This is a genomic window from Arthrobacter sp. PvP023 (assembly GCF_017832975.1).
GTDB lineage: Bacteria > Actinomycetota > Actinomycetes > Actinomycetales > Micrococcaceae > Arthrobacter.
The window spans coordinates 2830761-2854824 of record NZ_JAFIBI010000001.1; the positions used below are offsets into that span (position 1 = coordinate 2830761).

Annotated in this window: 22 protein-coding genes; 15 read left to right on the forward strand and 7 right to left on the reverse strand. The window is 65.1% G+C overall.

What is annotated here, in order from left to right; all coding sequences use genetic code 11:
- The first annotated feature begins 50 nt into the window (after positions 1–50).
- Complete coding sequence (locus JOE31_RS13070) at positions 51–956, forward strand: SRPBCC family protein (RefSeq protein WP_209745154.1); 906 nt, start codon at positions 51–53, stop codon at positions 954–956.
- A 159-nt stretch (positions 957–1115) separates the two neighbouring features.
- Here the strand turns inward: JOE31_RS13070 and JOE31_RS13075 are convergent, their stop codons facing one another.
- A complete protein-coding gene (locus JOE31_RS13075) occupies positions 1116–1430 on the reverse strand; it encodes a hypothetical protein (protein ID WP_209745157.1) in 315 nt (104 codons plus the stop codon).
- A gap of 10 nt (positions 1431–1440) precedes the next feature.
- The gene (locus JOE31_RS13080) at positions 1441–1803 is read right to left on the reverse strand and encodes a hypothetical protein (protein ID WP_209745161.1); all 363 of its coding nucleotides are present in this window, start codon (positions 1801–1803) and stop codon (positions 1441–1443) included.
- A 383-nt stretch (positions 1804–2186) separates the two neighbouring features.
- Between JOE31_RS13080 and JOE31_RS13085 the strand changes: the two genes are divergently transcribed.
- Positions 2187–3575, forward strand: a complete 1389-nt coding sequence (locus JOE31_RS13085; RefSeq protein WP_209745166.1) for a phosphomannomutase/phosphoglucomutase — start codon at positions 2187–2189, stop codon at positions 3573–3575.
- Here JOE31_RS13085 and JOE31_RS13090 read toward each other — a convergent pair.
- From JOE31_RS13090 to JOE31_RS13100, 3 genes are all read right to left on the reverse strand, one after another.
- Complete coding sequence (locus JOE31_RS13090) at positions 3572–4492, reverse strand: 2-hydroxyacid dehydrogenase (RefSeq protein ID WP_209745169.1); 921 nt, start codon at positions 4490–4492, stop codon at positions 3572–3574. The genes JOE31_RS13085 and JOE31_RS13090 overlap by 4 nt on opposite strands.
- On the reverse strand, positions 4489–5271 hold the full coding sequence (locus JOE31_RS13095) for a DeoR/GlpR family DNA-binding transcription regulator (RefSeq protein WP_209745196.1): 783 nt from the start codon (positions 5269–5271) through the stop codon (positions 4489–4491). Before JOE31_RS13095 ends, JOE31_RS13090 begins: the two co-directional genes overlap by 4 nt.
- 73 nt (positions 5272–5344) lie before the next feature.
- On the reverse strand, positions 5345–6487 hold the full coding sequence (locus tag JOE31_RS13100; protein WP_209745200.1) for a Gfo/Idh/MocA family protein: 1143 nt from the start codon (positions 6485–6487) through the stop codon (positions 5345–5347).
- A gap of 135 nt (positions 6488–6622) precedes the next feature.
- On the opposite strand from JOE31_RS13100, the gene JOE31_RS13105 reads away from it, so the two are divergent.
- The 8 genes from JOE31_RS13105 to JOE31_RS13140 all read left to right on the forward strand — a co-directional run bounded on the left by JOE31_RS13105 (position 6623) and on the right by JOE31_RS13140 (position 15349).
- Complete coding sequence (locus JOE31_RS13105) at positions 6623–7540, forward strand: PfkB family carbohydrate kinase (RefSeq protein WP_209745203.1); 918 nt, start codon at positions 6623–6625, stop codon at positions 7538–7540.
- Positions 7541–7552: 12 nt separating this feature from the next.
- Positions 7553–8437 carry an aldolase gene (locus JOE31_RS13110; protein ID WP_209745205.1) on the forward strand — a complete coding sequence of 295 codons (885 nt, stop codon included), beginning with the start codon at positions 7553–7555 and terminating at the stop codon, positions 8435–8437.
- An 89-nt stretch (positions 8438–8526) separates the two neighbouring features.
- Complete coding sequence (locus JOE31_RS13115; RefSeq protein WP_209745209.1) at positions 8527–9813, forward strand: ABC transporter substrate-binding protein; 1287 nt, start codon at positions 8527–8529, stop codon at positions 9811–9813.
- Positions 9810–10772 carry a carbohydrate ABC transporter permease gene (locus JOE31_RS13120; RefSeq protein ID WP_209745212.1) on the forward strand — a complete coding sequence of 321 codons (963 nt, stop codon included), beginning with the start codon at positions 9810–9812 and terminating at the stop codon, positions 10770–10772. The genes JOE31_RS13115 and JOE31_RS13120 overlap by 4 nt, the downstream gene beginning before the upstream one ends.
- 4 nt (positions 10773–10776) lie before the next feature.
- Positions 10777–11592, forward strand: a complete 816-nt coding sequence (locus JOE31_RS13125) for a carbohydrate ABC transporter permease (RefSeq protein WP_078029829.1) — start codon at positions 10777–10779, stop codon at positions 11590–11592.
- 40 nt (positions 11593–11632) lie between these two features.
- Positions 11633–13072 carry an NAD-dependent succinate-semialdehyde dehydrogenase gene (locus JOE31_RS13130; RefSeq protein ID WP_209745215.1) on the forward strand — a complete coding sequence of 480 codons (1440 nt, stop codon included), beginning with the start codon at positions 11633–11635 and terminating at the stop codon, positions 13070–13072.
- Complete coding sequence (locus JOE31_RS13135) at positions 13073–13816, forward strand: sulfite exporter TauE/SafE family protein (RefSeq protein WP_209745218.1); 744 nt, start codon at positions 13073–13075, stop codon at positions 13814–13816. It abuts the gene before it with no gap.
- 282 nt (positions 13817–14098) lie between these two features.
- The gene (locus JOE31_RS13140) at positions 14099–15349 is read left to right on the forward strand and encodes an AGE family epimerase/isomerase (RefSeq protein ID WP_209745221.1); all 1251 of its coding nucleotides are present in this window, start codon (positions 14099–14101) and stop codon (positions 15347–15349) included.
- A gap of 305 nt (positions 15350–15654) precedes the next feature.
- Here JOE31_RS13140 and JOE31_RS13145 read toward each other — a convergent pair whose 3' ends face one another.
- Positions 15655–16785: a LacI family DNA-binding transcriptional regulator gene (locus JOE31_RS13145; protein ID WP_209748417.1), complete on the reverse strand. Its 1131-nt coding sequence runs from the start codon at positions 16783–16785 to the stop codon at positions 15655–15657.
- A gap of 161 nt (positions 16786–16946) precedes the next feature.
- Between JOE31_RS13145 and JOE31_RS13150 the strand changes: the two genes are divergently transcribed.
- From JOE31_RS13150 to JOE31_RS13170, 5 genes are all read left to right on the forward strand, one after another.
- Positions 16947–17816 (forward strand): ABC transporter substrate-binding protein, encoded by an 870-nt coding sequence (locus JOE31_RS13150; RefSeq protein ID WP_209745224.1) that lies wholly within the window; start codon positions 16947–16949, stop codon positions 17814–17816.
- Between the two features lie 97 nt (positions 17817–17913).
- Positions 17914–18702 (forward strand): amino acid ABC transporter permease, encoded by a 789-nt coding sequence (locus JOE31_RS13155; protein WP_209745227.1) that lies wholly within the window; start codon positions 17914–17916, stop codon positions 18700–18702.
- Positions 18699–19484: an amino acid ABC transporter ATP-binding protein gene (locus JOE31_RS13160; RefSeq protein ID WP_280872861.1), complete on the forward strand. Its 786-nt coding sequence runs from the start codon at positions 18699–18701 to the stop codon at positions 19482–19484. The genes JOE31_RS13155 and JOE31_RS13160 overlap by 4 nt, the downstream gene beginning before the upstream one ends.
- The gene (locus JOE31_RS13165) at positions 19484–20530 is read left to right on the forward strand and encodes a Gfo/Idh/MocA family oxidoreductase (protein ID WP_209745230.1); all 1047 of its coding nucleotides are present in this window, start codon (positions 19484–19486) and stop codon (positions 20528–20530) included. Before JOE31_RS13160 ends, JOE31_RS13165 begins: the two co-directional genes overlap by 1 nt.
- Positions 20531–20585: 55 nt before the next feature.
- Positions 20586–21707: an FAD-binding oxidoreductase gene (locus JOE31_RS13170; RefSeq protein WP_209745233.1), complete on the forward strand. Its 1122-nt coding sequence runs from the start codon at positions 20586–20588 to the stop codon at positions 21705–21707.
- A 182-nt stretch (positions 21708–21889) separates the two neighbouring features.
- On the opposite strand, the gene JOE31_RS13175 is transcribed toward JOE31_RS13170, so the two are convergent.
- A complete protein-coding gene (locus tag JOE31_RS13175) occupies positions 21890–23428 on the reverse strand; it encodes a hypothetical protein (protein WP_307864415.1) in 1539 nt (512 codons plus the stop codon).
- Between the last annotated feature and the right edge of the window lie 636 nt (positions 23429–24064).

Below are 24064 nucleotides of genomic sequence, written 5' to 3' on the forward strand. Positions count from 1 at the left end.
TGTACCAGTAGGTGCCGACTGAATGCTCCTGCCCGAGAGGAGACGTAAAAATGGCCAAGAACGTCGTTCACAGCACCACGATCAACGCCCCGGTGGACAAGGTCTACTCCTTCCTGAGTGATCCGACACACTGGATGACCGCCATGCCCGGGGAGAGCGAAGTTACACACCTGGACATCAAACCTGGTGGTGCGGGTACGTCCGCAAGGTGGTCTGCCAAGATGTGGGGCGTTCCCATGTCCGTAACCCACGAGTACCGAGATGTGGTTCCGAACCAGCGCATCGTGTCCAAGGCGTCCGTGGGACCGGTCCTCACGTTTTCCCTGGAACCGGTCGACGACGGCACTGAGCTGACCGTTGAAGAGCATCTGGATATCAATGCTCCCCTGGTACGGGTGCCGGTTCAGGCTCTCTTTGCCCGCTGGACCGATAACGACCTCCGAGGCATGGTGGCCAATATCAAGAGCCTGATCGAGACCGGGGAAAAAGCGGTCCCTGAAACAGCCGGGACAATGCCCACCCAGACACTGACGTGGTCGGACGGGATCACCATCGCCGCGCCGGTGGAGCGGGTCTTCGATCTCGTCAAGAACCCCAGCATCTGGTTGGGACCGGACGTCCAGATCTCCGACCTCAACACCACACCGGAGGGCGTAGGAACGAGCTTCCAGGCTGCGTGGAAGGTCCTTGGTATTCCGCTCAAGACGACCCATGAGTACACCGAGTACGTCCCGAACGAGCACTTCACGTCAACAGCGGCCTTAGGTCCTGTCTTCAAGGTGGAGGTTGCTCCGGCCAACGGCGGAACCCGGCTCAGCATGCGATCAGATGTCGTCCCACGGAACATGGCAGAGGCCGCAGTTGATTCGCTGGTCATGAAGATGTCCGAGCGCAGCCAGGCAGAGCTCCTTGCGGGCATCAAGGCAACTGCGGAAGCAGGCACGGGGTCACGGTGAGAGTCCGCGGCAACGCGACAGCCACGAAATAGAATCCGGGCGCCGTGGCAGCAATCAAGGCGGGACAGCCGCTATCCCTTCACAGTGAAGGCGGGCCGAAGAACCATGAACCCGCTCACCCCGGGGCCTTGGTTTAATGCACCGGTCGAGGCCATGGACCTACTGCATCTCTGCGAACGTGGAGAGCATGATCGCAGCCGCCGCCACCGTCGCTGCAAGGGCCGCCAACGTGGTGGCCCAGGTCAAGACCGAGCGTTCCTTGTGGTGAATAACGCTGACCAGCCCGAGGGCCGTTGCGGCGGCTGCAGGTGCCAGGCATGCCTGGCCCAGGGAGTTCCACGCCCCGCTATAGAACGGGTAATCCATCATGGGCAGGAGCGTGATCCAGGCAGTGGCGGTCGCCAGCACGGTGATGGCAGCGAAGAGCAGTCTCCAGCGCCCAGCTGCTGTTTGCGGTGTGATCGCGAGCGACATCCCTTCTGCCTTAGGGGTGCGGTGTAAACATGCTGATGAAAAATGCGAGGTCAAAAAAGGCCACCTGCGCCGGGCCGGCGACCAGTGCGATTGCCGACAGCACGGACCGGTCCCGGTAACTGATAATTGCCGCCAGCGCGAGAGCTGGTCCGGCCATCCCTGCCGCTGGCGTCAGGACAGCCCACGGGCTGAACCCGAGGACAAGGAAGGCTGCCAGGAAGACCACGGCCCACCACCCTGCGGGGGTTGTGGGCAGGAACCGGGTGGCTGCTCCTTCAGCGCGGAACGCCGCGAGAATGCCTAGGACAGCTGCCGCGATGAGAGCGATGGTTCCGGCGGAGATGAATACGTCCGGAGTGACGGGCATCTGCATGCCCGACGAGAAACCTACCGAGGCAGCAGCCATGAACGCGGCCGAAAGGATGAGGAACGCGAGGGCCCAGTAGCCGAGCCGCGTGCGGATTACGCGATGCTTTCGCGCCTCGGCTGCGATCGCTGTGGCGGTGCTGAGAACAAAGCAGCCGACGACGACAGTGGCCCAAATAACCGGCCCTGCTGGCGGAGTTCTGAAGGGTATTCCGTTTCCATAAAAGGATCGCCTGATCGATAGGCCGAGGCTAGGGCTCAAAGTCCTGTCAGCAGTGCTGAGCCGTTTCCGTGAGACGTGACCTAGACCTGCTAAAGTTGTGTGGAAATTCCAACACTCCATGTTCGCATAGCTACTAATGCGCGTGGCCACGACTTCCCGGGAGCAATATGGACCTGTCACCGTCCTTCAAGGCCTATGACGTGAGGGGCCTCGTCGGCGTTTCCATCAGTGAGGAAAGCGCCGAAGCAGTAGGCGCCGCGTTTGTGGACGTGCTGGGCCTGTCCGGCCAGACCATCGCCTGCGGAGGGGACATGCGGCCCTCTTCACCCGGCTTCAGCGGCGCCTTTGCGGCGGGTGCTGCCCGGCGCGGTGCGGACGTGAAGTCCCTGGGCCTTATCTCCACCGATGAGCTTTACTACGTGTGCGGCGCCCTGGACATAGCCGGGGCCATTTTCACCGCGAGCCATAACCCCGCGGAATACAACGGGATCAAGATGGCCAAGGCCGGCGCCGTCCCGGTTTCCGCAGAAACCGGGCTCACGGCCATACGGGATCTGGCCCAGCAGTATGTCGACCGCGGGATCCCCGCCGCCGCGACCCAGGGCACCGTGTCCACGCTTGACGTGCTCGCGGGTTACGCCGGAAAGCTCCGCTCGCTCGTGCCCTTGAATGCCGTCCGGCCGCTGAAGGTGGTGGTGGACGCCGGCAACGGCATGGCGGGCCTGACCGTTCCCGCGGTCCTTGGGGACCAGTTCCACCCTGCTTTGCCGCTCACTGTTGTGCCGCTGTACTTCGAGCTCGACGGGACGTTCCCCAACCATCCTGCCAACCCCCTTGAGCCGGAGAACCTCCGCGACCTGCAAGCCGCCGTCATCGCCCACGGCGCCGATATTGGCCTGGCCTTCGACGGCGACGCCGACCGCTGCTTCGTGGTCGACGAGAACGGAAGGCCAGTCACGCCGTCGGCCGTTACGGCATTGATTGCCGTCCGGGAGATCCGCCGCGCCCAGGCCGCCGGGGAAGCCGAACCGGTGATCATCCACAACCTGATCACGTCGCGCGCGGTGCCGGAAATTGTTGCCGCCGCGGGCGGACGACCGGTCCGGACCCGGGTGGGGCATTCCTTTATCAAGGCTCGGATGGCCGAGGAGGGCGCCGTGTTCGGCGGCGAACACTCGGCCCACTACTACTTCCGCGACTTCTACAACGCAGACACGGGTATGCTTGCCGCCATGCACGTCCTGGCCGCCCTCGGCGAGCAGGAGCGGCCCTTGTCCGAACTGGCCGGCGAGTTCGACCCGTACGCGGCCAGCGGCGAAATCAACTCATCCGTTGACGGCGTCGACGGCAAGGTGGCGGACGTGCGGGCCAGCTACGCGAACGGTGCCGTAATCGATGAACTCGACGGGCTCAGCGTCAGCAGCGAGGCCGGGGACTGGTGGTTCAACCTGAGGGCCTCCAACACGGAGGAACTGCTGCGGCTTAACGTCGAAGCCGCCGACACCGCCACCATGGCCCAGGTGCGCGACGCCGTCCTCCAGCAGATCCGGGCCTAGCGGCCCAGCACCACGTTCACCGGTTCCTCGCCCGCCAGCAGCAACGAGATCTGCTGCCTGACCAGCCGGACCATCCGCGGGAACATCGCCGAGCTCGCCCCGCCCACGTGCGGGGTGATGAGCACGCCGGGAGTGGTCCACAGCGGGTGGCTGGCCGGCAGCGGCTCGGGGTCGGTGACGTCCAGGGCGGCCCGCAGCCGACCGGACGACGTTTCGGCCCGCAGGGCATCCGTGTCAGCCACCGGGCCTCGGGCCACATTCACCAGCAGCGCTCCGTCCGGCATCGCGGCCAGGAACTTCCGGTCCACCAGCTGGTGCGTGAGCTCACTCAAGGGGACACTGACCACCACGATGTCGTGCAGCGGCAACTGTTCATACAGCGCATCGATCCCGTGGATCCGGCCCCGCTCATCGTCCCGCTCCCCGCTGGCCATCCGCGTCACGTGCGTTTCGAACGGCAGGAGCCTGGCCTCGATGGCCTTCCCCACTCCCCCGTAGCCCACCAGCAGCACGCGTCGGTCCGCAAGGCTGGGCCGCTGGATGTTGTCCCAGGTCCCGGACTCCTGGTTCCGCACGAAGTCGGGCATCCCGCGCTGGCTGGCGATGATCATGCCCACGGCGAGTTCCGCCGTGGACGTCTCGTGGACTCCGGCCGCATTGGCGAAAACACAACCGTCGGGCAGGACGGCAGCCACGCCGTCATAGCCGATCGACTGGCTCTGCACCAGCCCCACCTCAACGCCGTCCAGCGCGGCCAGCGCCGCAGGCTTGCCCATGTAGGGCGGCACCAACAGGTCTAAACGGCCCGACGGCGGCGCCCCGCTGAGGTCCCACAGGACAAATTCGACGCCGGCAATCGGCTCGAGCGCGTCCAGCATCTTCCGGTCGGGCAGGGCCACCCGCAGCGGCACGCTCACGCGGCCACCACGATCTTCACGTTGGCGGCACCCAGTGCGTCCTCGATCTCCCGGGGCGGCGGCGCGTCCGTCACCAGCACGTCCACGGCGTCGAAGGCGGCGAGCCGCGCCAGCGCGTACCGCAGCATTTTCTGGTGCGTTGCCACCACCACCACCTGTTCAGCTGAGTCCATCAGCGCAATCTTGGTGGCGCGTTCCACGTCCCGCTCAATGTAGAACGCCTCGTCGTGGAGCCCGCTGACCCCGATAAACGCCGTTTTGGCCCGGAGGCCGGCGGCGGCGCTCACCGTCATGGGACCGTTGAACGCCTGGCTGTCCAGGAGCAGCTCACCGCCGAGGCAGATGGTCCGCGCCGCCGTCAGCTGCAGGCAGCGCTGGATGGCGGGCGCGGAGTGCGTGATGATGGTGCCCGCGAACGTCGGCGGCAGCTCCAGGGCAATTTGGTACGTGGTGGTCCCGGCGTCCAGAATGATGGCGTCCCGCTCGCCGATCATGGACACGCAGGCCCGGGCCACCCGCTGCTTGGCGTCAGCATCCTCCCGGACCCGGGCAGCGAAGTCCGCGTTCTGCCCGCTGGCGTTGACGGCGCTGACGCCGCCGTGGACCACCCGTGCCAGCCCCTTTTGGGACAGCACACGGGTGTCCCGGCGTACCGTCATGTCCGAGACCGCGAACGTTTCGGCGAGGTCCATCGTGGAGATGAAGCCCCGCTGCTCGAGGTGGTCCAGGATGGTGCGCTGGCGGGGCGTCAACGGCGCCTCTTTCGGTGAGCTGCTCATATCCCCTTCTCCTGCTTCCCTTAACCGGGCGAATTTGGCCTGCCAGGGTGTTGCAATTCCAACACAAATCTACTCAGTGACTGAGCCCGACACCGGCATTCGTCAGCTCTACGGGGCGTCCTTCGATGATGGAGCGCTCGGCCGCCAGGCCCATGCGCACGGACTGCAGGCCGTCGGCAACCGTAACTTCCACCGGCCCGTCACCCAGGATGGCCTTGCGGTAGCCAAGGTGTTCATAGTACGTGGAGCCGTGGTGGGCGCCGGCGGCGAGGACGGCCTCGTCCACAGGAACTTCGTGCATTTCCGGCCCCAGCGGCGAGCGCGGGCTGAATTCCACCGTCGCCTCAGCCTCGTCGCCTTCGATCCAGTGGTTGGCTGCCACCGGGATGAGGGTCTCGATCTTGGCGGCGTCGCCCACAATGGAGATCCGCTCCTGGAACTTGGAGCCCTCGGCGAACATGGACAGCTCCAGCATGGCCCGGCGTCCGCCCTTGAAGTCCACAATCACGTAGGCGTTGTCGATCATGTCCGACACCCTGCCGTTGTACACCTCGTCCATATGGTTGACGTCGTGGCCGCCGCTGGCGTAGACGCGGACGGGTTCGTCCTGCAGGATCAGCCGCATCAGGTCAAAGAAGTGGCAGCACTTCTCCACCAGCGTGCCTCCGGTCCGCTCCGCGAAGCGGTTCCAGGCGTCCACCTTGTGCAGGAACGGGAAGCGGTGCTCCACGATGGAGAGCATGTACACGTTGCCGAGCCTGCCGCCGTGGGCTGCCTGAATGATCTCCTGCACCGGCGGCATGTAGCGGTACTCCATGGCAACCCACACCGGCGCGGTGTAGTCGGCTGCCAGCGCTTCAAGCTCGTCGGCCTGCTCCGCCGTGGTGCACACGGGCTTTTCCACCAGCACGGGCAGGTTGGTGCCGCTCGCGAAGATGTCCTTGAGGATGGCCAGGTGCGTGTCGTTGGGGCTGGCGATCACCAAGGCATCCACCAGCCCGGAAGCGAGCAGCTCCTGGTGGCGGGAGAAGGTCTGTACCTCGTAACCGATTTCCGCAACCGTCTCCGCCAGCGATGACGGCTGGGGGTCGGATACGGCGGTGATGTGGCTTCCCGGGATCAGGGCAAGGTTCCGGACGTGTTCGCGGGCCATGTGGCCGGCACCGATAAGGCCGTAACGAATGGTCCGGACCGATTCCGCAGAAGGCAATGACATGAGCTGCTCCGTTTCTCTACGTTGAGTATGGGACCTCGGCGTTGCATCCCAAACAGAACTATACAGAAAGTGTTGTTATTCCAACATAGCGTGTGTATATTTCTTCAGTACAAGCCGACTACAACGAGGTGGAACGTGTCCCAACCGTCAACCGGAACCCTGCTCTTTATAGGCTCCGCCACCCTGGACTCCATAGCCCTGGTTCAGGATTATCCCGCTGCAGACAGCCGCACCGTGGCCACAGACTTTACGACGGCGGGAGGCGGCCCGGCTGCCACCGCCGCCGTTGCTGCCGCCAGGGCAGGCGCGCAGGCCGCTTTCGCCGGAGTCATCGGCACCGACGAGGAAGGCGACCGCATCATCAGCGGTCTGCAGGCTGAAGGCGTGGACACCTCAGCCGTGGTCCGCGATCCCGGCGTCAAAACCGGAGCCAGTGTCATAGTGGTCAGCAAGGCCAGCGAAAGCCGCGCCATCGTCACCCGCCCGGTGCCGCCGGTCAGCTTCCCGGCCGAGGGGCGCTTCCGCGAGCTCCTGGAAGCCGCGGCGTGGGTGCATGTGGACCACCTGGGCTGGAACGCCGTCGCCAACCTCCCCGGGCTCAACAACGTCCACCTGAACCTCAGCGTGGACGCCGGCAACCCCATCCCGTCTTTCAGTCCGCGCGGCGTCGCCCTGTATGTCCCCACCATCGAACGGCTCAGCGCCGAGTACGGCGGGCACCTGGCCGTTGAGGAACTGCTCCAGAAAGCCATCGACGACGGCGCCTCCGCCGTCGTCGCCACCGCCGGCTCTGACGGCGCCTGGGTGAAAGCCGGAAACGGCCCCGCGGTCCACGTTCCGGCCACGCCGGCCACCATCCTGTCCACCCTCGGCGCGGGCGACGTCTACCACGGCGCCCTCCTCGCCGCTGTTGCCGCCGGCCTGCCGCTGGTGGACGCCGCAGCTTTCGCCGGTCGCACCGCCTCCGCTTCCTGCGAAGGACTGGACGGCCGTTCCAAAATTCCGCACCAGACCATCACCCCCGCCTTTGCCTCCAACCACAGCCCTAGCTGAAAGAAGCAGCACATGACCCTCACAGACCTCTCACCCCTCCAGCGCCCGTCAGGCGCCTTCGCGATGCTCGCCGTGGACCAGCGCGAGGCGATGCGCAACATGATCGCCGAACACCAGGAAGCCCCCGTCACGGACCAGGACCTCCAGGACTTCAAGCTCCAGGCCGCCAAAATCCTCACCCCCTATGCCTCCGGCGTCCTCATCGACCGGCAGTTCGCCCTCGACCAGGCCATCGAGGACAACGTGGTTGACCCCGGCTGCGGACTCATCGCCTCCGCCGACCACTTCGAATCCGCGCACGGCGAGCTGGTGGGCGAAGTGACCATCGACCGGCTGGTGGACCCGCACAAATACGCTGCCCTCGGCGTCAAGGCCCTCAAGCTGCTGGTGCTGTACCGCCCGGACGAGCCCGCCGACGGCCGCGTGGCCATGGTCCGCGAATTCGTGGAGATCTGTAAGTCCGCCGGGCTCATCAGCATCATCGAACCTGTATCCCGCAAACCCCTCTCCGGCGATGACTTCGACTGGAACGCAGGCATCCTGGCCGCTGCCAAGGAACTGGGGAGCCTGGGCGCCGACCTCTACAAGGCCGAGGTTCCCTTCCACGGCCAGGCTCCCGAAGCCGACGTGCGCGCAGCCTGCGCCGACCTGACCCAGGCAATCGACGGCCCGTGGGTGGTCCTTTCCTCCGGCGTCCCCGAGGATGTTTTCCCCGACGCAGTCCGGTGGGCCTGCCTCGAAGGCGCCAGCGGCTTCCTCTCAGGACGCGCCGTCTGGGCGTCCTGCATCGGCGCCCCCGACGTCGTCGAATCCCTTTCCACTGACGCCGTCCGGCGGCTGCAGCGCCTGTGCGCCGTGGTGGACGACGTGGTCTCGTCGCAAAAGACGAGTGCATGAGCAGTCCCGACGCGCCAGGCGCTTCCTGGTGACAGCCATTCCGTAGGCAACAAGCAAGGCACAGCAAAACACTCAACGAGGAGAATATTGTGAGTCAGATTTCACGCAGGCAGGCCATCGCGATTCTCGGAGCCCTGGGCTTCGGAGCAACTGCGGCAGCATGCGCCGGACCGGGCGGCACCACGGCGCCAGGCGGCGCCGCCGGACCCGCTGCACCCGCCACCGGTGCCGTCACCGGCAAGGTCTCGTTCGCCCACTGGCGCGGTGAGGACAAGGCGGTGTTCGATGAACTCATCAAGCGCTTCGCGGCACTGCACGACGGCGTGGACGTCGCCCAGGACATCTCCACCTCCAACGACTACAACGCCCAGGGCCTGCAGAAGGTCCGCGGTGCAGCCATCGGCGACGCGTTCGCCACCTTCCGCGGCGCACAGTTCAAGAACTTCACCGAGGCCGGCATCTACACCGAGCTCAAGGACAGCAAGGCAGTAGGCAACTACCAGCCGGGCCTGCTTTCCGCCGGGAAGTCCGGCGACAGCCAACTGGGCCTGCCGTACCAGGTGGTCTTCCCCATGCCGATGGCCAACGCCGACCTGTTCGATAAGGCCGGCGCGGAGATCGCCCCGAAGGACTGGGACGGCTTCCTGGCCATGTGCGAAAAGCTCGCAGCCTCCGGCGTCATTCCCATCTCCTGGCCCGGCGGCGACGTCGGAAACGGCGGCCAGCTGTTCAACTGCATGATCGCCAACAACGCCCCCGTCGACGACATGTGCACCCAGATCGAGCAGGGCAAGCTCAAGTGCACCGACGACTGGTTCATCAAGATGCTCAACCAGTACAAGGAACTCATCCCCTACCTGCAGCCCAATGCCACCGGCACCGCGGTGGAGCCGGCGCAGAACCTGTTCTCCCAAGGAAAAGCCGCGATGCTCGCCACCGGCTCGTACCACCTTGCCGCCGTCCGCGGGCTGGGAGCCAAGTTCCCCATCGAGCTCGTCTTCCCCAACACCTCCGACGGCTCCGGCAAGTACGAGGGCGCCTACAACGCCACGTTCATCCTGGGCGTCAACTCAGCCAGCAAGAACCAGGCCGCCGCGGCAGCGTGGATCGATTTCCTGTCCGAGCCGGAGAACGCCGGCTACTACGCCAACCAGACAGCCCAGCACGTGACCGTGGACAAGGTGGAGTACACCAACCCGGACCTGAAGCGCCTGAGCCCCTGGCTTGAGAAAAAGACGGCGCTGGCCGCCCGGTTCCAGTTCCAGAACCTCGATGTCCGCAACGCGGTGGAGGCCAGTGCCACGGCTGTCATCTCGGGCACCAGCCCCGAGCAGGCCGCCGAAGCCGCCCAGAAGATTGTTGACGAACGGCTATGAGCACCCACACCAAAATGGCTGCCGAACGGAAGGCCCCGGACGGCGGGACTGAAACCGACGCAGCGAAGAGGCGCCGCCGCTCCCCCACGCGGGTGAATCCGGCACTGTACCTCTTCCCGCTTCCCGCCGTCGCCATCATTGCGTTCTTCCTGGTGATGCCCACCCTGCAGGCGTTCCAGTACGCCATCACGGACTGGAACGGCTTCTCGGCGGCGTTCAACTACGTGGGGCTGGACAACTTCGTCCGCGCCTTCACCAAGGACTCGCTTTTCACCAACGCGCTGACCAACAACCTGAAGTTCGTGCTGATGGTGGTCATCGCGCAGACAGCGTTTTCGCTGGTGCTGGCCCTGCTCCTGACGAAGAACTCCCGCGGCAGCATCCTGCTCCGCGCCCTGTTCTTCTTCCCCACCATCCTGTCCTCCGTCTCCGTGGCCTTCATCTGGAAGTTCATCTACGACCCCAACTTCGGCCTGGCGAATGCGGTCCTCGGCGGAGTTGGCCTGGAAGCCCTGCAGGGTTCCTACCTCGGCAACAACGCCCAGGCCCTGTACTGGGTGGCCGTGACGCAGGTCTGGTTCCACGCGGGACAGATGATGGTGGTCTACATCGCCGGCCTGCAGGCCATCCCGCGGGAACTGTATGAGGCCGCGGAGATGGACGGTGCCGGGAAATGGCAGCAGTTCAAGTCCATTACCTGGCCGTTTGTGGCCCCGGCAACGTCAATCGTCGTCGCCTACACCACCGTCCAGTCGTTCAAGGCCTTCGACCTGATCCTGGGCATCGCGGGGAACCCGCCCAAGCAGTCCCTGGATATCCTCTCCACCCGCATTTACAGCACCTTTGCCAACTCGGAATTCGGCTACGCCGCCGCCCAGTCGATCATCTTTATGGCGATGATCGCCTTGGTCACCTGGCTCCAGCGCCGGTTGCTCCGGCTGACCCCGAAGGGGGAATGACAGCATGCTCGCTTCACTAAGTCGCCGCGCAATTCTCGGAATCTACGCGGTCATCATCATCGTTCCGCTGACCGTGGTGGGGTTCGGCAGCTTCAAGTCCACGCAGGAACTCTTCGCCGGACCGTTCAGCCTGCCGCAGTCCCTCTCACCCGCCAACTACGCGGAGGTGATCGGCGGCCAGGATCTGGGGTCGTCGTTCATGAACAGCGTCATTGTCACCGCCATCTCCGTCCCGCTCACCCTGTTCCTGGCCAGCCTCGCCGGGTACGCCATCTCCCGGCTCAAGGGGTTTATGGCCTGGGCCATCTTCGGCTTCCTGGTCCTGGGCATGGCCATCCCGGCGCAGGCCAACATGGTGCCGCTGTACGTCCTGTTCGGCCGGCTCGGCCTGCTGGACAGCCTGGCAGGCCTGGTGCTGGCCAACGTCGTGTCCACCCTGCCCATCGCCGTCTTTATCCTCGGTGGGTTCATGCGAACCCTGCCCAAGGAGCTGTACGAGGCATCCTCCATTGACGGCACCGGCCCGTGGCGGACGTACGTCTCCATCGCGCTCCCCCTGTCCGCCCCGTCAGTGGCCGCAGCAGCGATCTTCCTGTTCGTCATCCACTGGAACGAACTCCTCTATCCACTGCTGTTCATCCAGTCCCCGGGCAACCGGACCCTGCCGCTGGCACTGCTCAGCTTCCAGGGCGAGTTCCAAACCAACTACCCGCTCCTGTTCGCCGGTGTCATCCTGGCGTCCCTGCCCGTGGTGGTGGCCTACGTCTTCCTGCAGCGCTACTTCGTTGCCGGGATCACCGCCGGAGCAAGCAAGGGATGAGGACCCCGGACCTCCACCAGCCCAACGAAAGGCAACATACGTGAACCTGAAATCAGCCCGACACCTGGTGAATGGAACCTGGCACACGGCCGGCAGTTCCAAGGACGTGACCGACCCCGGAAACGGCAGCACGGTTGGCGAAGTGGCCTGGGGCACCGCCGAAGACGCCACTGCGGCCGCAGGCGCCGCGGCCGACGCCTTCGGTTCCTGGTCCCGGACCACCGCGCGCAACCGGGCAGACCTGCTCCGGAACGCCGCCGACCTGCTGGCCGAACGCCGGGACGAACTGGCCCACACCCTGGCCCTGGAAGCCGGAAAACGGCTCCCGGAAGCCCAGGGTGAGGTGGACTTCTCGGTGGAGTACTTCCGCTGGTTCGCCGAGGAAGTCCGCCGCTCCACCGGCACCGTCAGCCCGCCCGAACTCCAGGGCCGGCGCCACCTCAGCCTCCGCAAGCCCATCGGCGTGGCACTCAGCCTCACCCCGTGGAACTTTCCCGTATCCATCCAGGCCCGCAAACTCGCCGCAATGCTGGCCGCAGGCTGCACCGTTGTGGGCCGGGTCTCCGAAAAGGCGCCGCTCGCCGCCACCGGACTGTTCGAGGTCCTGCACGAGGCCGGGTTCCCCGCCGGCGTCGTCAACCTGGTCCACGGACCCTCGCGCGAAATCACCGCAGCCCTGCTCCAACACCCCGCCGTGCGGGCCGTCAGCTTCACCGGATCCACCGGCGTAGGCCGCCAGATCATGGCCTCCGCTTCAGAACGCGTGGTCCGTCCGCTGCTTGAACTGGGCGGCAACGCGCCGTTCATCGTCTTCGAGGACGCGGACCTGGACGCAGCCGTCGACGGCGCCGTCCTGGGCCGGCTGCGCAACACCGGCCAGTCGTGCGTGGCAGCGAACCGCTTCCTGGTTCAGGACAGCATCGCCGACGAGTTCACCCGGAAGCTGGGCGCGCGCTTCGACGCGATGAGCATCGGGCATGGCGTCCCCGAGGGCGGCGCATCGGTCCCGGACCTTGGTCCCATGATCGACGCCGAGCGGGTGACCGCCGTTCAGGCCCTCGTGGATGACGCCCTGAACCGAGGCGCCCGGCGCGTCACGCAGCGGACCGATGTCCCCCGGCAGGGCGCGTTTATGGCCCCCACACTGCTCACGGACGTCCCCGACGACGCACCCCTGGTGAGCGAAGAAGTGTTCGGCCCGGCGGCCGGCGTCGTGACCTTTTCTTCCGAGGAGGACGCCATCCGCAAGGCGAACGCCACAGAGATGGGCCTCGCCGCGTACGTCTGGAGCCGCGATCCCAAGCGCGCCTGGGACGTCCCTGAACGCCTGGAAGCCGGCATCGTGGGGGTCAACGATCCCCTCCCCTCCGTGGCGTTCGCCCCCATGGGCGGCGCCAAGCAGTCCGGCCTGGGCCGCGAAGGAGCAAGCCTTGGCCTCGAGGAGTTCGAGGAGGTCCAGTACGTGGCCTGGAGGCCGTAAATGCTGACCACCGGGCTCGTGCTGGGCGCCGTCGTCATGGGAGCCGGGATGCAGCGCATCACCGGCATGGGCTTCGCCCTGGTGGCAGCCCCCTTCCTGGTACTGCTCCTGGGCCCGGTGGAGGGGGTCGTATTGGTGAACGTCTGCGGCGCCGTGACCGCGGGGGCCATCATCTTCCGGGTGGTGCGGGACATCGACTGGAAGCGGTACGCGGCACTGGCGGCGTCGGCGCTGCTGGGAATCATCCCCGCAGCCTTCCTGATCCGGCTCATCCCGCCGGCGGTGCTGGAGATCTCCATCGGGGTGCTCCTCGCCGTCGGGCTCACCGTTTTGCTTGGCCTCAAGTCCGCCACGCTTCCTCCGCGCCGCCGCTACCTGTTCACGGCCGGCGGCCTGAGCGGGTTTATGAATACGGCGGCTGGGGTGGGCGGGCCTGCCGTCAGCATGTACTCCATCGCCACCCGGTGGCAGCACAAATCCTTCGCTGCCACCATGCAACCGTACTTTTTCACCATCGGCGTGTTCTCCCTGATCTCCAAGGCCCTCACTGCCCCGGCCACCTTCCCCGCACTGCCCTGGGGAATGTGGGTGGCCGTCGCCGTGGCCTGCCTCGCAGGCCTGGTGCTGGGCGACGTCGCTGCCCGGTTCGTCCCGGCGCGGGCCGCCCAGGTCCTGCTGATCGTCCTGGCCTACCTGGGAGCGGCTGCCACCATCATCCGCGGTGTGCTCGATGCCATCGGCTAGCAGCCGCTGGTGCACCACCCCATCCCCTCAACCATCAACGAAAGGGCTGCCATGGCTCTCGTCTCCCCACAAGAAAACCTACTGCGCGTGTCCACCAACCAGGGCGAGACCGTCACCCTGACGCTTGATGCGGGCGCTCCAGTGACCATCCAGCTTGATGTTCGAGGGCAGTGCAGCTGCGGGGGCACTGCCAGAGTTGCTGGCGCATACACAGACACCGACTTCGGCACTCACTAATCAGGCATCATTCTCAATCTGCACCCACCATGGAAAGGAAATAACATGACGTGGCTGAACAGCGCCGCTCACGCGCGATGGCTGGAGTCCGAAACCGATCGGCTGATCAATTTCGCCGCGGGTTCAAAGGTGCCCACCGGATTCGGCTGGCTCGACAACAACGGCGCGGTGTTCACCGACAAGCCGACCCACCTCTGGATTACCGCGCGGATGGTTCATAGTTTCGCCGTCGCTGCCCTGATGGGGCGGCCAGGCGCTGCTACCCTCGTCGACCACGGCATCGCCGCCCTCAACGGAGTCTTCCACGATGATGAGTTCGGCGGCTGGTATGCCGAGGTAGACGGGAACGGACCGGTAAACGACACCAAGTCCGGTTACCAGCACTCCTTCGTGCTCCTCGCCGCTGCCAGCGCCGTTGCGGCCAGCCGCCCGGGCGCCAGGGAATTGCTCGACGAGGCACTGCGCATCGCTGACACCAGGTTCTGGGACCACGACGCCGGCATGTGCTTCGACTCGTGGAACCGGGAATTTACGGAAACCGAAGCATACCGTGGCGGTAACGCGAGCATGCATTCCGTCGAGGCGTACCTCATCGTCGCCGATGTGACCGGGGAGAACCGCTGGCTCGAACGGGCCCTCCACATCGCCGAGGTGCTCATCCACGACTTCGCGCGCAACAACAACTACCGGGTCTTCGAGCACTTCGACCCGGAGTGGAACCCCATGCCGGAGTACAACACCGATGACCGGGCCAGCCAGTTCCGCGCGTACGGCGGAACCCCCGGCCACTGGGTTGAGTGGGCACGCCTGCTCCTGCACATCCGCGCCGGGCTCGAAGCCCGCGGCATGGACGTCCCAGCCTGGCTGCTGGACGACGCACGGGGCCTGTTCGACGCCGCCATCCGCGACGCCTGGCAGCCGGACGGCCATCCCGGATTTGTTTACACCGTCGACTGGGAAGGCAAGCCGGTTGTCACCACCCGCATCCGCTGGGTTCCCGCCGAGGCAATCGGGGGCGCGGCAGCTCTGTACATCGCCACCGGCGAGAAGAAGTATTCAGAATGGTACGAACAAATCTGGGACCACGCCCGCGACTGGTTCATCGATTACGAGCACGGATCCTGGAAGCAGGAACTCGACGAGCACGGCAATGTCACCTCCACTGTGTGGTCGGGCAAGGCGGACATCTACCACCTCTGGCACTGCCTGGTAGTGCCGCGACTTCCGTTGGCGCCGGGGCTTGCTCCCGCCGTCGCGGCCGGCCTGCTGGATGCACGGCTTGCTGCGTCCAGGTAACACGAGAAACCTGCGGCCCCTGATTTCGTGATCCTGTGGAAAGCCGCTAGTTAGACACCCAGCAACCCAGAATAGGTGACCATAGTGGTCACCTATTCTGGGCAGTACGGACGCCTCCTTCAGGGATGCCGACGGATTCGTTGTGATAGTAGTGACGCGCGGCACCGCGCCCCCGTAAGAATCGAAGAAGTGGGTGCGGACAGGTGGGCACTGACGTCGTGCTCAACGGGCCTCTCCAGACGTACCGCTGCTGTACTAGCCAGTCGAAGTCTGCGTCCATTGGGTAGGCCGACAGCGGATGTCGGTCAAGCAGGAGTGAACTGGTTGTCATTTTGCGCATGGCCCGCCCCGCCGTCAGCTGAAGGCTTCTCGGGCGCGGGCGACCCGATGGATCCGCGGCGGACCAGTCGCGCCGTGAGTTCCGTGCCGGGTGCGGATGGTTTGCGTCCTTCGATCAGCCGAATGAGGGCACTGGCGGCCGCTATCCCCATCTCATAGACAGGCTGGGCAATAACGGTGAGGGGCGGTGTAGTGAGGCGAGTCCACGCGAAGTCGTCGTACATCAGGAAGGAGACATCTGCGGGAATGGACAGTCCCAGTTCCTGGATGGCCTCCACGATGCTCAATGCGATAAGACCATCCGAGGCAACGATGGCCGTCGCCGCACCCGGTCCCTCCAAAAGGTGCCTGGTGATCCTTTTGATGGATTCGGCGTCGCCGGCATTGAGCCGGACCAGATCCACAGGTTGGCTGAGGCCCTTCTCCTCGAACGCACGCCGCATGCCGGCCAGCCGCTCGGAGATCTGCGAGGAGGCCAGTTCCATGCCGGCGACATAGGGCCGGTCCGTTTTGAGGGTCGAGACGAAGGCGATCCGCCGGTGCCCGGCCTCAAGCAGGTACCGGGTGGACTCGTAGGAGATCGCCGTCATGTCAACTGCGAAGGTTTCCACCTCAAGCCCTGCGGCGGCCCGGTCAAGAAGGACCAAAGGACGCCCGGAATCGTAAACGCGCCGCAAATGTTCTGTCTCCACGGACGACGCGGGTGCCACGATGAGGCCGTCCACCCGCTTGTCCAAGAGCACTTGGACGGCCTCTACTTCGGCCGTTTCTTCCTCGTCGGTGTTGACGAGAATAACGTTGTAGCCGCTCTTCTTCGCGGTGTCCGTAATGCCTCGCGTGGCAAGGCCGAAGTGAGGGTTTTCGATGTCTCCCACCACGACGCCGATAGTGTGCGATTTTCCCGTATTCATGCTGCGGGCGAGCTCATTCGGGCGGTAGGAAAGCTCCTCCGCAGCAGCCAGGACCCGCTCCCGCACGTCGTCGCTCACGGCGCCGTAATTCCCCAAAGCGCGTGCCGCCTGGGCCTTTGACACGTTGGCGGCTTTTGCGACGTCCGCGACCGTAATATCACGTCGCCTGGATCCATTACTGATCATTTCGGCCTTCCGAAAAGAGGCCTTGACGGCCAATGTGGCTTGGGTTACATTCATAGCAACCCTTGTTGAGTCCGGTCTCAATCGTAGCGGTTGAGACCGGACTCAACAAGAGACTCCCCACGACAAAAGCTATCCGCCCTGCTTCCACGATTGGAAAACCCTTGAGCAAACGATTCAACTTCCGCCGCCCTGGAGCGGTCGTCGCTGGTGCCGTCGCGGCACTCCTCGCGCTGTCAGGCTGCGCAGGATCGACTCCCGCATCATCTTCGACTGCAGCGGACAACCCCTACGGCCTGATACAGCCGGGCACCATCAGGGTAGCCAGCCTTGGCGACTCAAAGCCTTATACCTTCGCTGATGCGCAGGGTAACTTCACCGGTTTCGACGTCGAACTCTTCAAGGACGTGGCGCACCGCGCCGGCGTGGACAATGTGGTTTTCACCGGACAGGACTTCTCCGGACTGCTCTCCGCCGTGGCCAACGGCCAGTTCGATGTCGGCGTGGCCGCCATCGGCATCACGGACAAGCGCAAGGAAACAGTCGACTTCTCCGAGGGCTATCTCGCAGGCTACCTGACCGTCATCACCACGAAGACCTCGGGCATCAAGGATGCCGCCGGCCTGTCCGGCAAACGGCTCGGCGTGGTCCAGGGAACGCTGCAGGAAGCCTACGCGGTCAAGAACTTCACGTCGGCCAACCTAGTGCGATTCCCGGACAACAACACAGCCATTGCCGCTGTGAACAGTGGCACCGTGGACGCCCACTTCCTGGACTACGAAGCCGCCAAGGCCTATGAGGAACAGCACGGACTGGTCAGTGCGGCAGACATTCCGTCCTTCGACGCGCCCGCCGGGTTCGCCATCGCCAAGGGCAAGACAGCCTTCAGGGACGCGTTGAACAAGGGGCTCGCTGCGGCGATGGAGGACGGCACCTGGAAGAAGCTCTACCAGAAGTGGTTCCCGGGCTCCCCGATGCCCGAGCAGTACTTGCCCAAGGCTGAGCAGAAAGCCACACCGACCCCCGGCAAGTAACCCACCCACGCCGGCGGACAATCCGGCTCAGGACCGGGCGGGCCGCGCACCGCGGCCCGCCCGGGATTCACAAGCTACCTACGTCTGAGAGCAACCCATGGACTGGTTCAACACCATCATCCGCACCTTCTTCGACTTCGGCGCAATGGCCGAAGTCCTGCCCCAGCTACTGGGAGTCGGTCTTCTTAACACCCTCATCATCTCCATCGCCGCCACCATCATCGGGGTGGCGCTTGGCATGGTCGTCGCAGTCATGGGCATCTCCCCCTCGAAATGGCTCCGTGTGCCGGCCCGCATCTACACCGATCTCTTTCGCGGCCTCCCCGCCATCCTCACCATCCTGTTGATTGGCCAAGGATTCGCCCGTCTCAGCCAGTCGATCTTCGGCCCGTCGCCCTATCCCTTGGGGATCATCGCGCTGAGCCTGATCGCCAGCGCCTACATTGGCGAGATCTTCCGTGCGGGTATCCAGAGCGTCGACAAGGGCCAGGGCGAAGCCTGTCGCGCACTGGGCATGAGCTACGCCAAGTCCATGGCGCTGGTAGTGGTTCCGCAGGGCATCCGCAGAGTCCTGCCGGCGCTGGTCAACCAGTTCATCGCGATCGTCAAGGATTCCTCGCTGGTCTACTTCCTGGGACTGCTCGTTACTGAACGTGAGCTCTTCCGCGTGGGCCAGGACGCGGCAGTACTGTCCGGAAACCTCTCCCCCCTGGTCATGGCCGGGATCTTCTACCTGGTGATCACGGTGCCCCTGACCCACCTGGTCAACTACTTCGATAACAGGTTCAGGACCGGCCGCCGCCGCCCCTCCGCCCCCACAAGCGGACTGCAGGAAGTCAAGGAACTCGACGCGGCCTCGCCGCTGATCACCGGGAGCAACACATGAGCCTCACAAGCAGCAGCACCAGCACGAACAATTCGGTTCCGGACATCGAGACCTTCCACGGCTCCAGCCTGGAACTAAAGACCCTGACCATGGCCTACGGCGACATAAAGGTGCTGCGCAACGTCAGCCTCACCGTCGCACCGGGTACCACCACCTGCATCATCGGGCCGTCCGGATCAGGCAAGTCCACCCTCCTGCGGGGGGTCAACCGCCTGCACGAACCCACGAGCGGGGACGTCCTGCTGGCCGGCGAAAGTGCCCTCGAGGTCAAGCCGGACATCTTGCGGGCCCGCATTGGAATGGTCTTCCAGCACTTCAATCTCTTTCCGGACCACACGGCCCTCGAGAACGTGGCCCTGGCGCTCTGGAGCGTCAAGGGAATGTCCAAGACCGAAGCGCGGGAACGCGCCCGCCGCCGCCTCGCCGAGGTGGGTCTCGCGGAGCGCGCGGACCACCGGCCCAGGGACCTTTCCGGCGGCCAGCAACAGCGCGTCGCCATCGCGCGCGCCCTGGCCATGGAGCCCGAGGTAATGCTCTTCGACGAGGCCACCAGCGCCCTGGATCCCGAGCTCGTCAAGGGCGTGCTGAACCTCATGGCCGGGCTCGGCAAACGCGGCATGACCATGCTGGTCGTCACCCACGAAATGGGTTTCGCCCGTAAGGTAGCCGACCAGGTCGTGTTCATGGATGAAGGCGAAGTGGTGGAGGCAGGTACGCCTGCCGAACTCTTCGATAATCCCCGCAGTGAACGCCTCCAGCGATTCCTATCGGAAGTGCTCTGATGGGAAACACCGCAGCTGCGGCGGCACCCATCAGGACCGCCGTCGTGGGTTTTGGGATCTCAGGCAGCGTGTTCCACGCACCGCTGATCGAGGCGGATCCCGGTTACTCCCTCGACGTGATCGTAACGGCGGATCCGGAGCGTGCGGCTGAGGCGACCCGGCGCTACCCGAAGGCCCGGATTGTTCCGACAGCGGAGGCCATGTTCATCCTGGCCGCAGACCTTGACCTCATCATCCTCGGCACTCCCCCGCTCACACACTTCGATCTGGCAGCAACGGCAATAGCGCATGGTCTTCCGGTGGTGGTGGATAAGCCGTTCGTCACCACATCGGCAGAGGGCCAGTCTCTTATCTCCCAGGCATCCGGCGCCGGCGTGCATCTGACGGTGTTCCAGAACCGCCGATGGGACGCCGACTTCCTGACGCTCCGGAAACTCGTCCGGGAAGGAACGCTGGGCGAAATCCGCACATTCGAGTCGCGGTTCGAGTGGTGGCGGCCGGAAGGATTCGGGAACTGGCGGGACACTGCCGTCCTGACGGACGGCGGCGGCATACTTCACGACCTCGGCGCCCACCTGATCGACCAAGCCATCCAGCTTTTCGGTCCTGTCCAGGACAGCTACGGAGAGACCGCCAACCACGGACATCCGGAGGGGGCTGATACCGAAGCCTTCGTGTCCCTGTTCCACGAATCCGGGGTCCGGTCCAGGTTGTGGATGAACGGCATGGCCGCCCAAGTCGGCCCGCGCTTCCACGTCCTGGGCTCCAAGGCCGGCTACACCAAATGGGGCCTGGATAGCCAGGAACCGGCCCTCGCTGCCGGGCTGAAACCCTCGGATCCCGCCTACGGCGTTGAGCCCCAGGACTCTTGGGGGGCCCTGGGAATTGACGGCAGCACCACGCCCGTTCCCGCCCAGCGGGGCAACTATCCGGGGTTCTACCGCCAACTCGCTGAGGCCACACACGGCCGGGAAGAGTTGCCGGTCAAGCCTTTCGAGTCCCTCGAAGTCCTGAGCATCATCGAAAAAATTCACGCCCTCGCCTAACCGCCGGGGCAGCCCGCGGGCAACTGACCAACCAACGAACAGGAAGGGAAGACGCATGTCCTCCACCACCTCACCCAAACGCGTCGCCATCATCGGCGGCGGCATTCTCGGTGTCTCCACTGCCGTCCACCTGCTCCGCCAGGGCGCATCCGTAATCCTTTTGACCGAACGCGGCCTAGCCAGTGAAGCCACCGGCCGATCACTCTCCTGGCTCAATTCCGCCGGCGAGCGGTCTGCGCCGTACCACCAGCTGCGGGTGGCGGGCGTGGACCGCTACCGCACCCTCTTCGCTCAAGATCCGGCAAGAGAGTGGCTCCAGTTCGACGGCGGCCTGATGTGGAACGCGGCCGGACAGCACTCCGTCACCGAAGCCCGCCACACCTACGAAAAGTCCATCGGCTACGACTCAAAACTGCTCGCACCCGAAGACATCGGAGCCGTCACGCCCGGCATCGACGCCGGCGCCGTGCCGGAAAACGCCATCTTCAATCCGGGCGAAGGCTGGGTCAGCCTCCCGGACCTGGTGGAATTCCTCATGGATGAATTCCACGCCCGCGGCGGCCGACTCGTCCTCAACGCAGGCAAAGCCTCGGTAACGGTCAATGGAGCACGGGCTACCGGTGTCGAGACAGCGGCCGGCGAGAACTACGAGGCCGATGCGGTGCTGGTGGCGTGCGGCGCCGCGACGCCCGCCGTCGTCGCACCCCTCGGCGTCGAGATCCCGAACGGTTCCCCTGTCTCCATGCTGGTCCTGACCAAACCGGTGGATCACGATGTAAAGACCGTGATGAATACGCCGCGGGCCGCGGTACGTCCCAACCCCGGCAACACGTTTGCACTGGACCACGACTGGTACGAGGAGCACATCACCGAGCATGCGGACGGCACGTTCAGCATTCCCGACGAAGTGGTCCAGGAACTGGCCGACGAGGCGTCCAAACTCATCGCCGGCAACCCTGACCTCAAGCCGGCATCGTGGAAGATCGGCTACAAGCCCATCCCTGGCGACGGCGAACCTGTCTTCGGCGAACTGAGCCAGGTGCCCGGCTGCTTCGTGGCCTTCACGCACTCCGGCGCCACGCTCGGGCTCATCGCCGGCGAACTCCTCTCCGGCGAGATCATGACCGGCAACAAGCACCCCATGCTTGCTACCTTCAGGCCGGGGCGCTTCTCCTAGACCGTACGCAGGCAGGGCCGTCACGTTGGCCCTGCCTGCACTGCCCGGGTGACAGCGGAGCACGAGCCCCTTTGACGGCTGGCCGTGCGAAGGAGGTTCCGCTTCAACTTCGATGCAGGCCCACCTGATTGATGCCTGCAGGCCGCGACGACGGCGACGTCTGCCTGGCGGGGAAACCCGCGCTAACCGCCCGTCTTGGGTGCGAGGAGGATCTGCACGGCTTCGATCCGTTTGCCCATACCCGACGTGCCCGCCGTTCCGCCGTCGGCGACCCATGACTGCCAGCCCAAATCTTGCACGTGGGCGCGGTAGTGGATCCCATCATGGTTCGCCATCTCACCGGTCAGCCTGATTTCAAACGCTTCCAAACGTAGCCCTTGCCCGGTCGTGCCGATGGGATTGGCCGAGGATGTCCACGGCTGCCAGCCGATCGACTGCACATGCCCCCGCCACTCGATGTCCCCGGTATAAGCAGTACTGGACACATTGAGGCGCAACGCCTCGACCCGAAGGGCCCGACCCGTTGTCCCGGCGACGGTCCCATCCGAAACGTTCGCCATCCAGCCGAGGTTCTGAACGTGGGCGGCGTACACGGCAGTGAATGCCGGTGCGACCTTCGGAACCAACTCGATCGTAACGGCTTCCACCCGCAGACCTTGCCCGACAGTGCCAGCCGGGGCTCCGTCGATCCCGTACGGCTGCCAGCCGACGTTCTGCACGTGGGCGCGGTACCTGATGCTGTACTGCGAGGCCAGATCCCCTGTCAACCGGAGCTCGAACGCTTCCAGGCGCAGACCGCGCCCGGTCGTTCCGATCGGGGACGCCGACGTCGTCCATGGTTGCCAGCCGATGTCCTGCACATGCCCCCGCCACAGGATGTCGCCCGACAGGCGGTCTCCTGCCACCGACAGGCGCAACGCCTCCATCGGCAGTGACCGGCCGGTCGTTCCTGCGGTGGCGCCGTCCGAGACGCTCGGCTGCCAGCCGATCGTCGCGACGTGGGCTTGGTAGACCCCGATGCACGTCATGTCGTAGTCGTAGGTGCCGTCGGTCCATTGCGAGATGTGGACGGTACCACCGGAGAAGCTGCGATTCACACAGAGGTCGGATGCTTCACTGGCGAAGTCGAGACGCCCTGCCGGTGACCAGACGGGCACATCTGGAAGCTGCCACGACCCGGTGATGGCCTGCCAACCGCTCAAATAGGAGTAGATCCCGTGCGGGTACCCGGCGTCCGCCAGCGCAGCCAGGAGCCCGGAGATGACGTACCGGTTCTCCTGCTGCTGGGCTGCTGTCGAGCTGGGCCAGGGCTGTTGCGGACGGGGCTCGACGTCGACCCAGATTCTCTCCGGTCGCCATCCCACCTCACCGAGAGACGCGAGAGCCGCGCGACCCTCGGCGTACCCGACGTTGCGCAGCCGGTCCGGCCTGGTGCTTGCGGGCCAGGGGCCGTCGTCGCCATAGGTGTCGTATTGCGCGGTGGTGGGGAACGTAGCCATGGCGTAGGCCTGAGCCCGGACGCCTCGGTCGAGCACCCACTGGAACTGCCCGTCCAGGCAGGGGTTCTCGGTGAATGCGAGTCCGTTCGTCAGCCCCACGACCAGGAACTCCGTGTCTTCCGGCGGCATCGGAAGACCGCCCGGACACTGCGGCCACGAAACATCATGTCCGTAGTCGACCGCTCGGGCGGGTGCAGCAAACAGCACGCCGAGTGCGAGCACAAGTAAAACCGCCAGGAGTCGGGGCGCGGATGCCCGGGAGCGGCGGCCAGGTCGAAGAGCACGAAGGCCAGCCATGATGGCCCCCCTATTCGAAGGATGACCAAATCATCCCACTCGGCCGCCTTCGCCGCCAGGGATCCCGCCCCTGTGCACGCCCCTGCCAACGTGATTAATCGGCTGGCTGGGAGTGGCCCCGGCATCTACGCGACCGCAGGGCCAGCGTTCCGAGCCCATGAGCCAGGGCCCTGACCCCGCCACCCACACAACTTCACAAGCCACCGCGGCGCCAGGCACAAACCACGGACAGCGTTAGAGGGACCGTGGAGGGGCAATGTCCACACATTAAAGCAATAACCCCTCTGACGAGGGGTTATGCGTGCCTGAGGTGGGACTCGAGCTGCATTCCAGGCCATTGCGCCCACTGGGAAGTCCCGGAAAAATGCGGAATCCGGCCCGATCCGACCCCGGGACGATCCGGTCCGAAGGTGAGGGTGTGCACGTTGCGCACACCCTCAATTCCGCCCCAATTTTGCTGGTCCAGAAGTCTGCCATGACGCTGATGAACGGAATATCGGTTACCAGCAGCATGCTTCCCACGGTGAACGTACCGGACATAGTCCGAATCAGCGGTAGGTG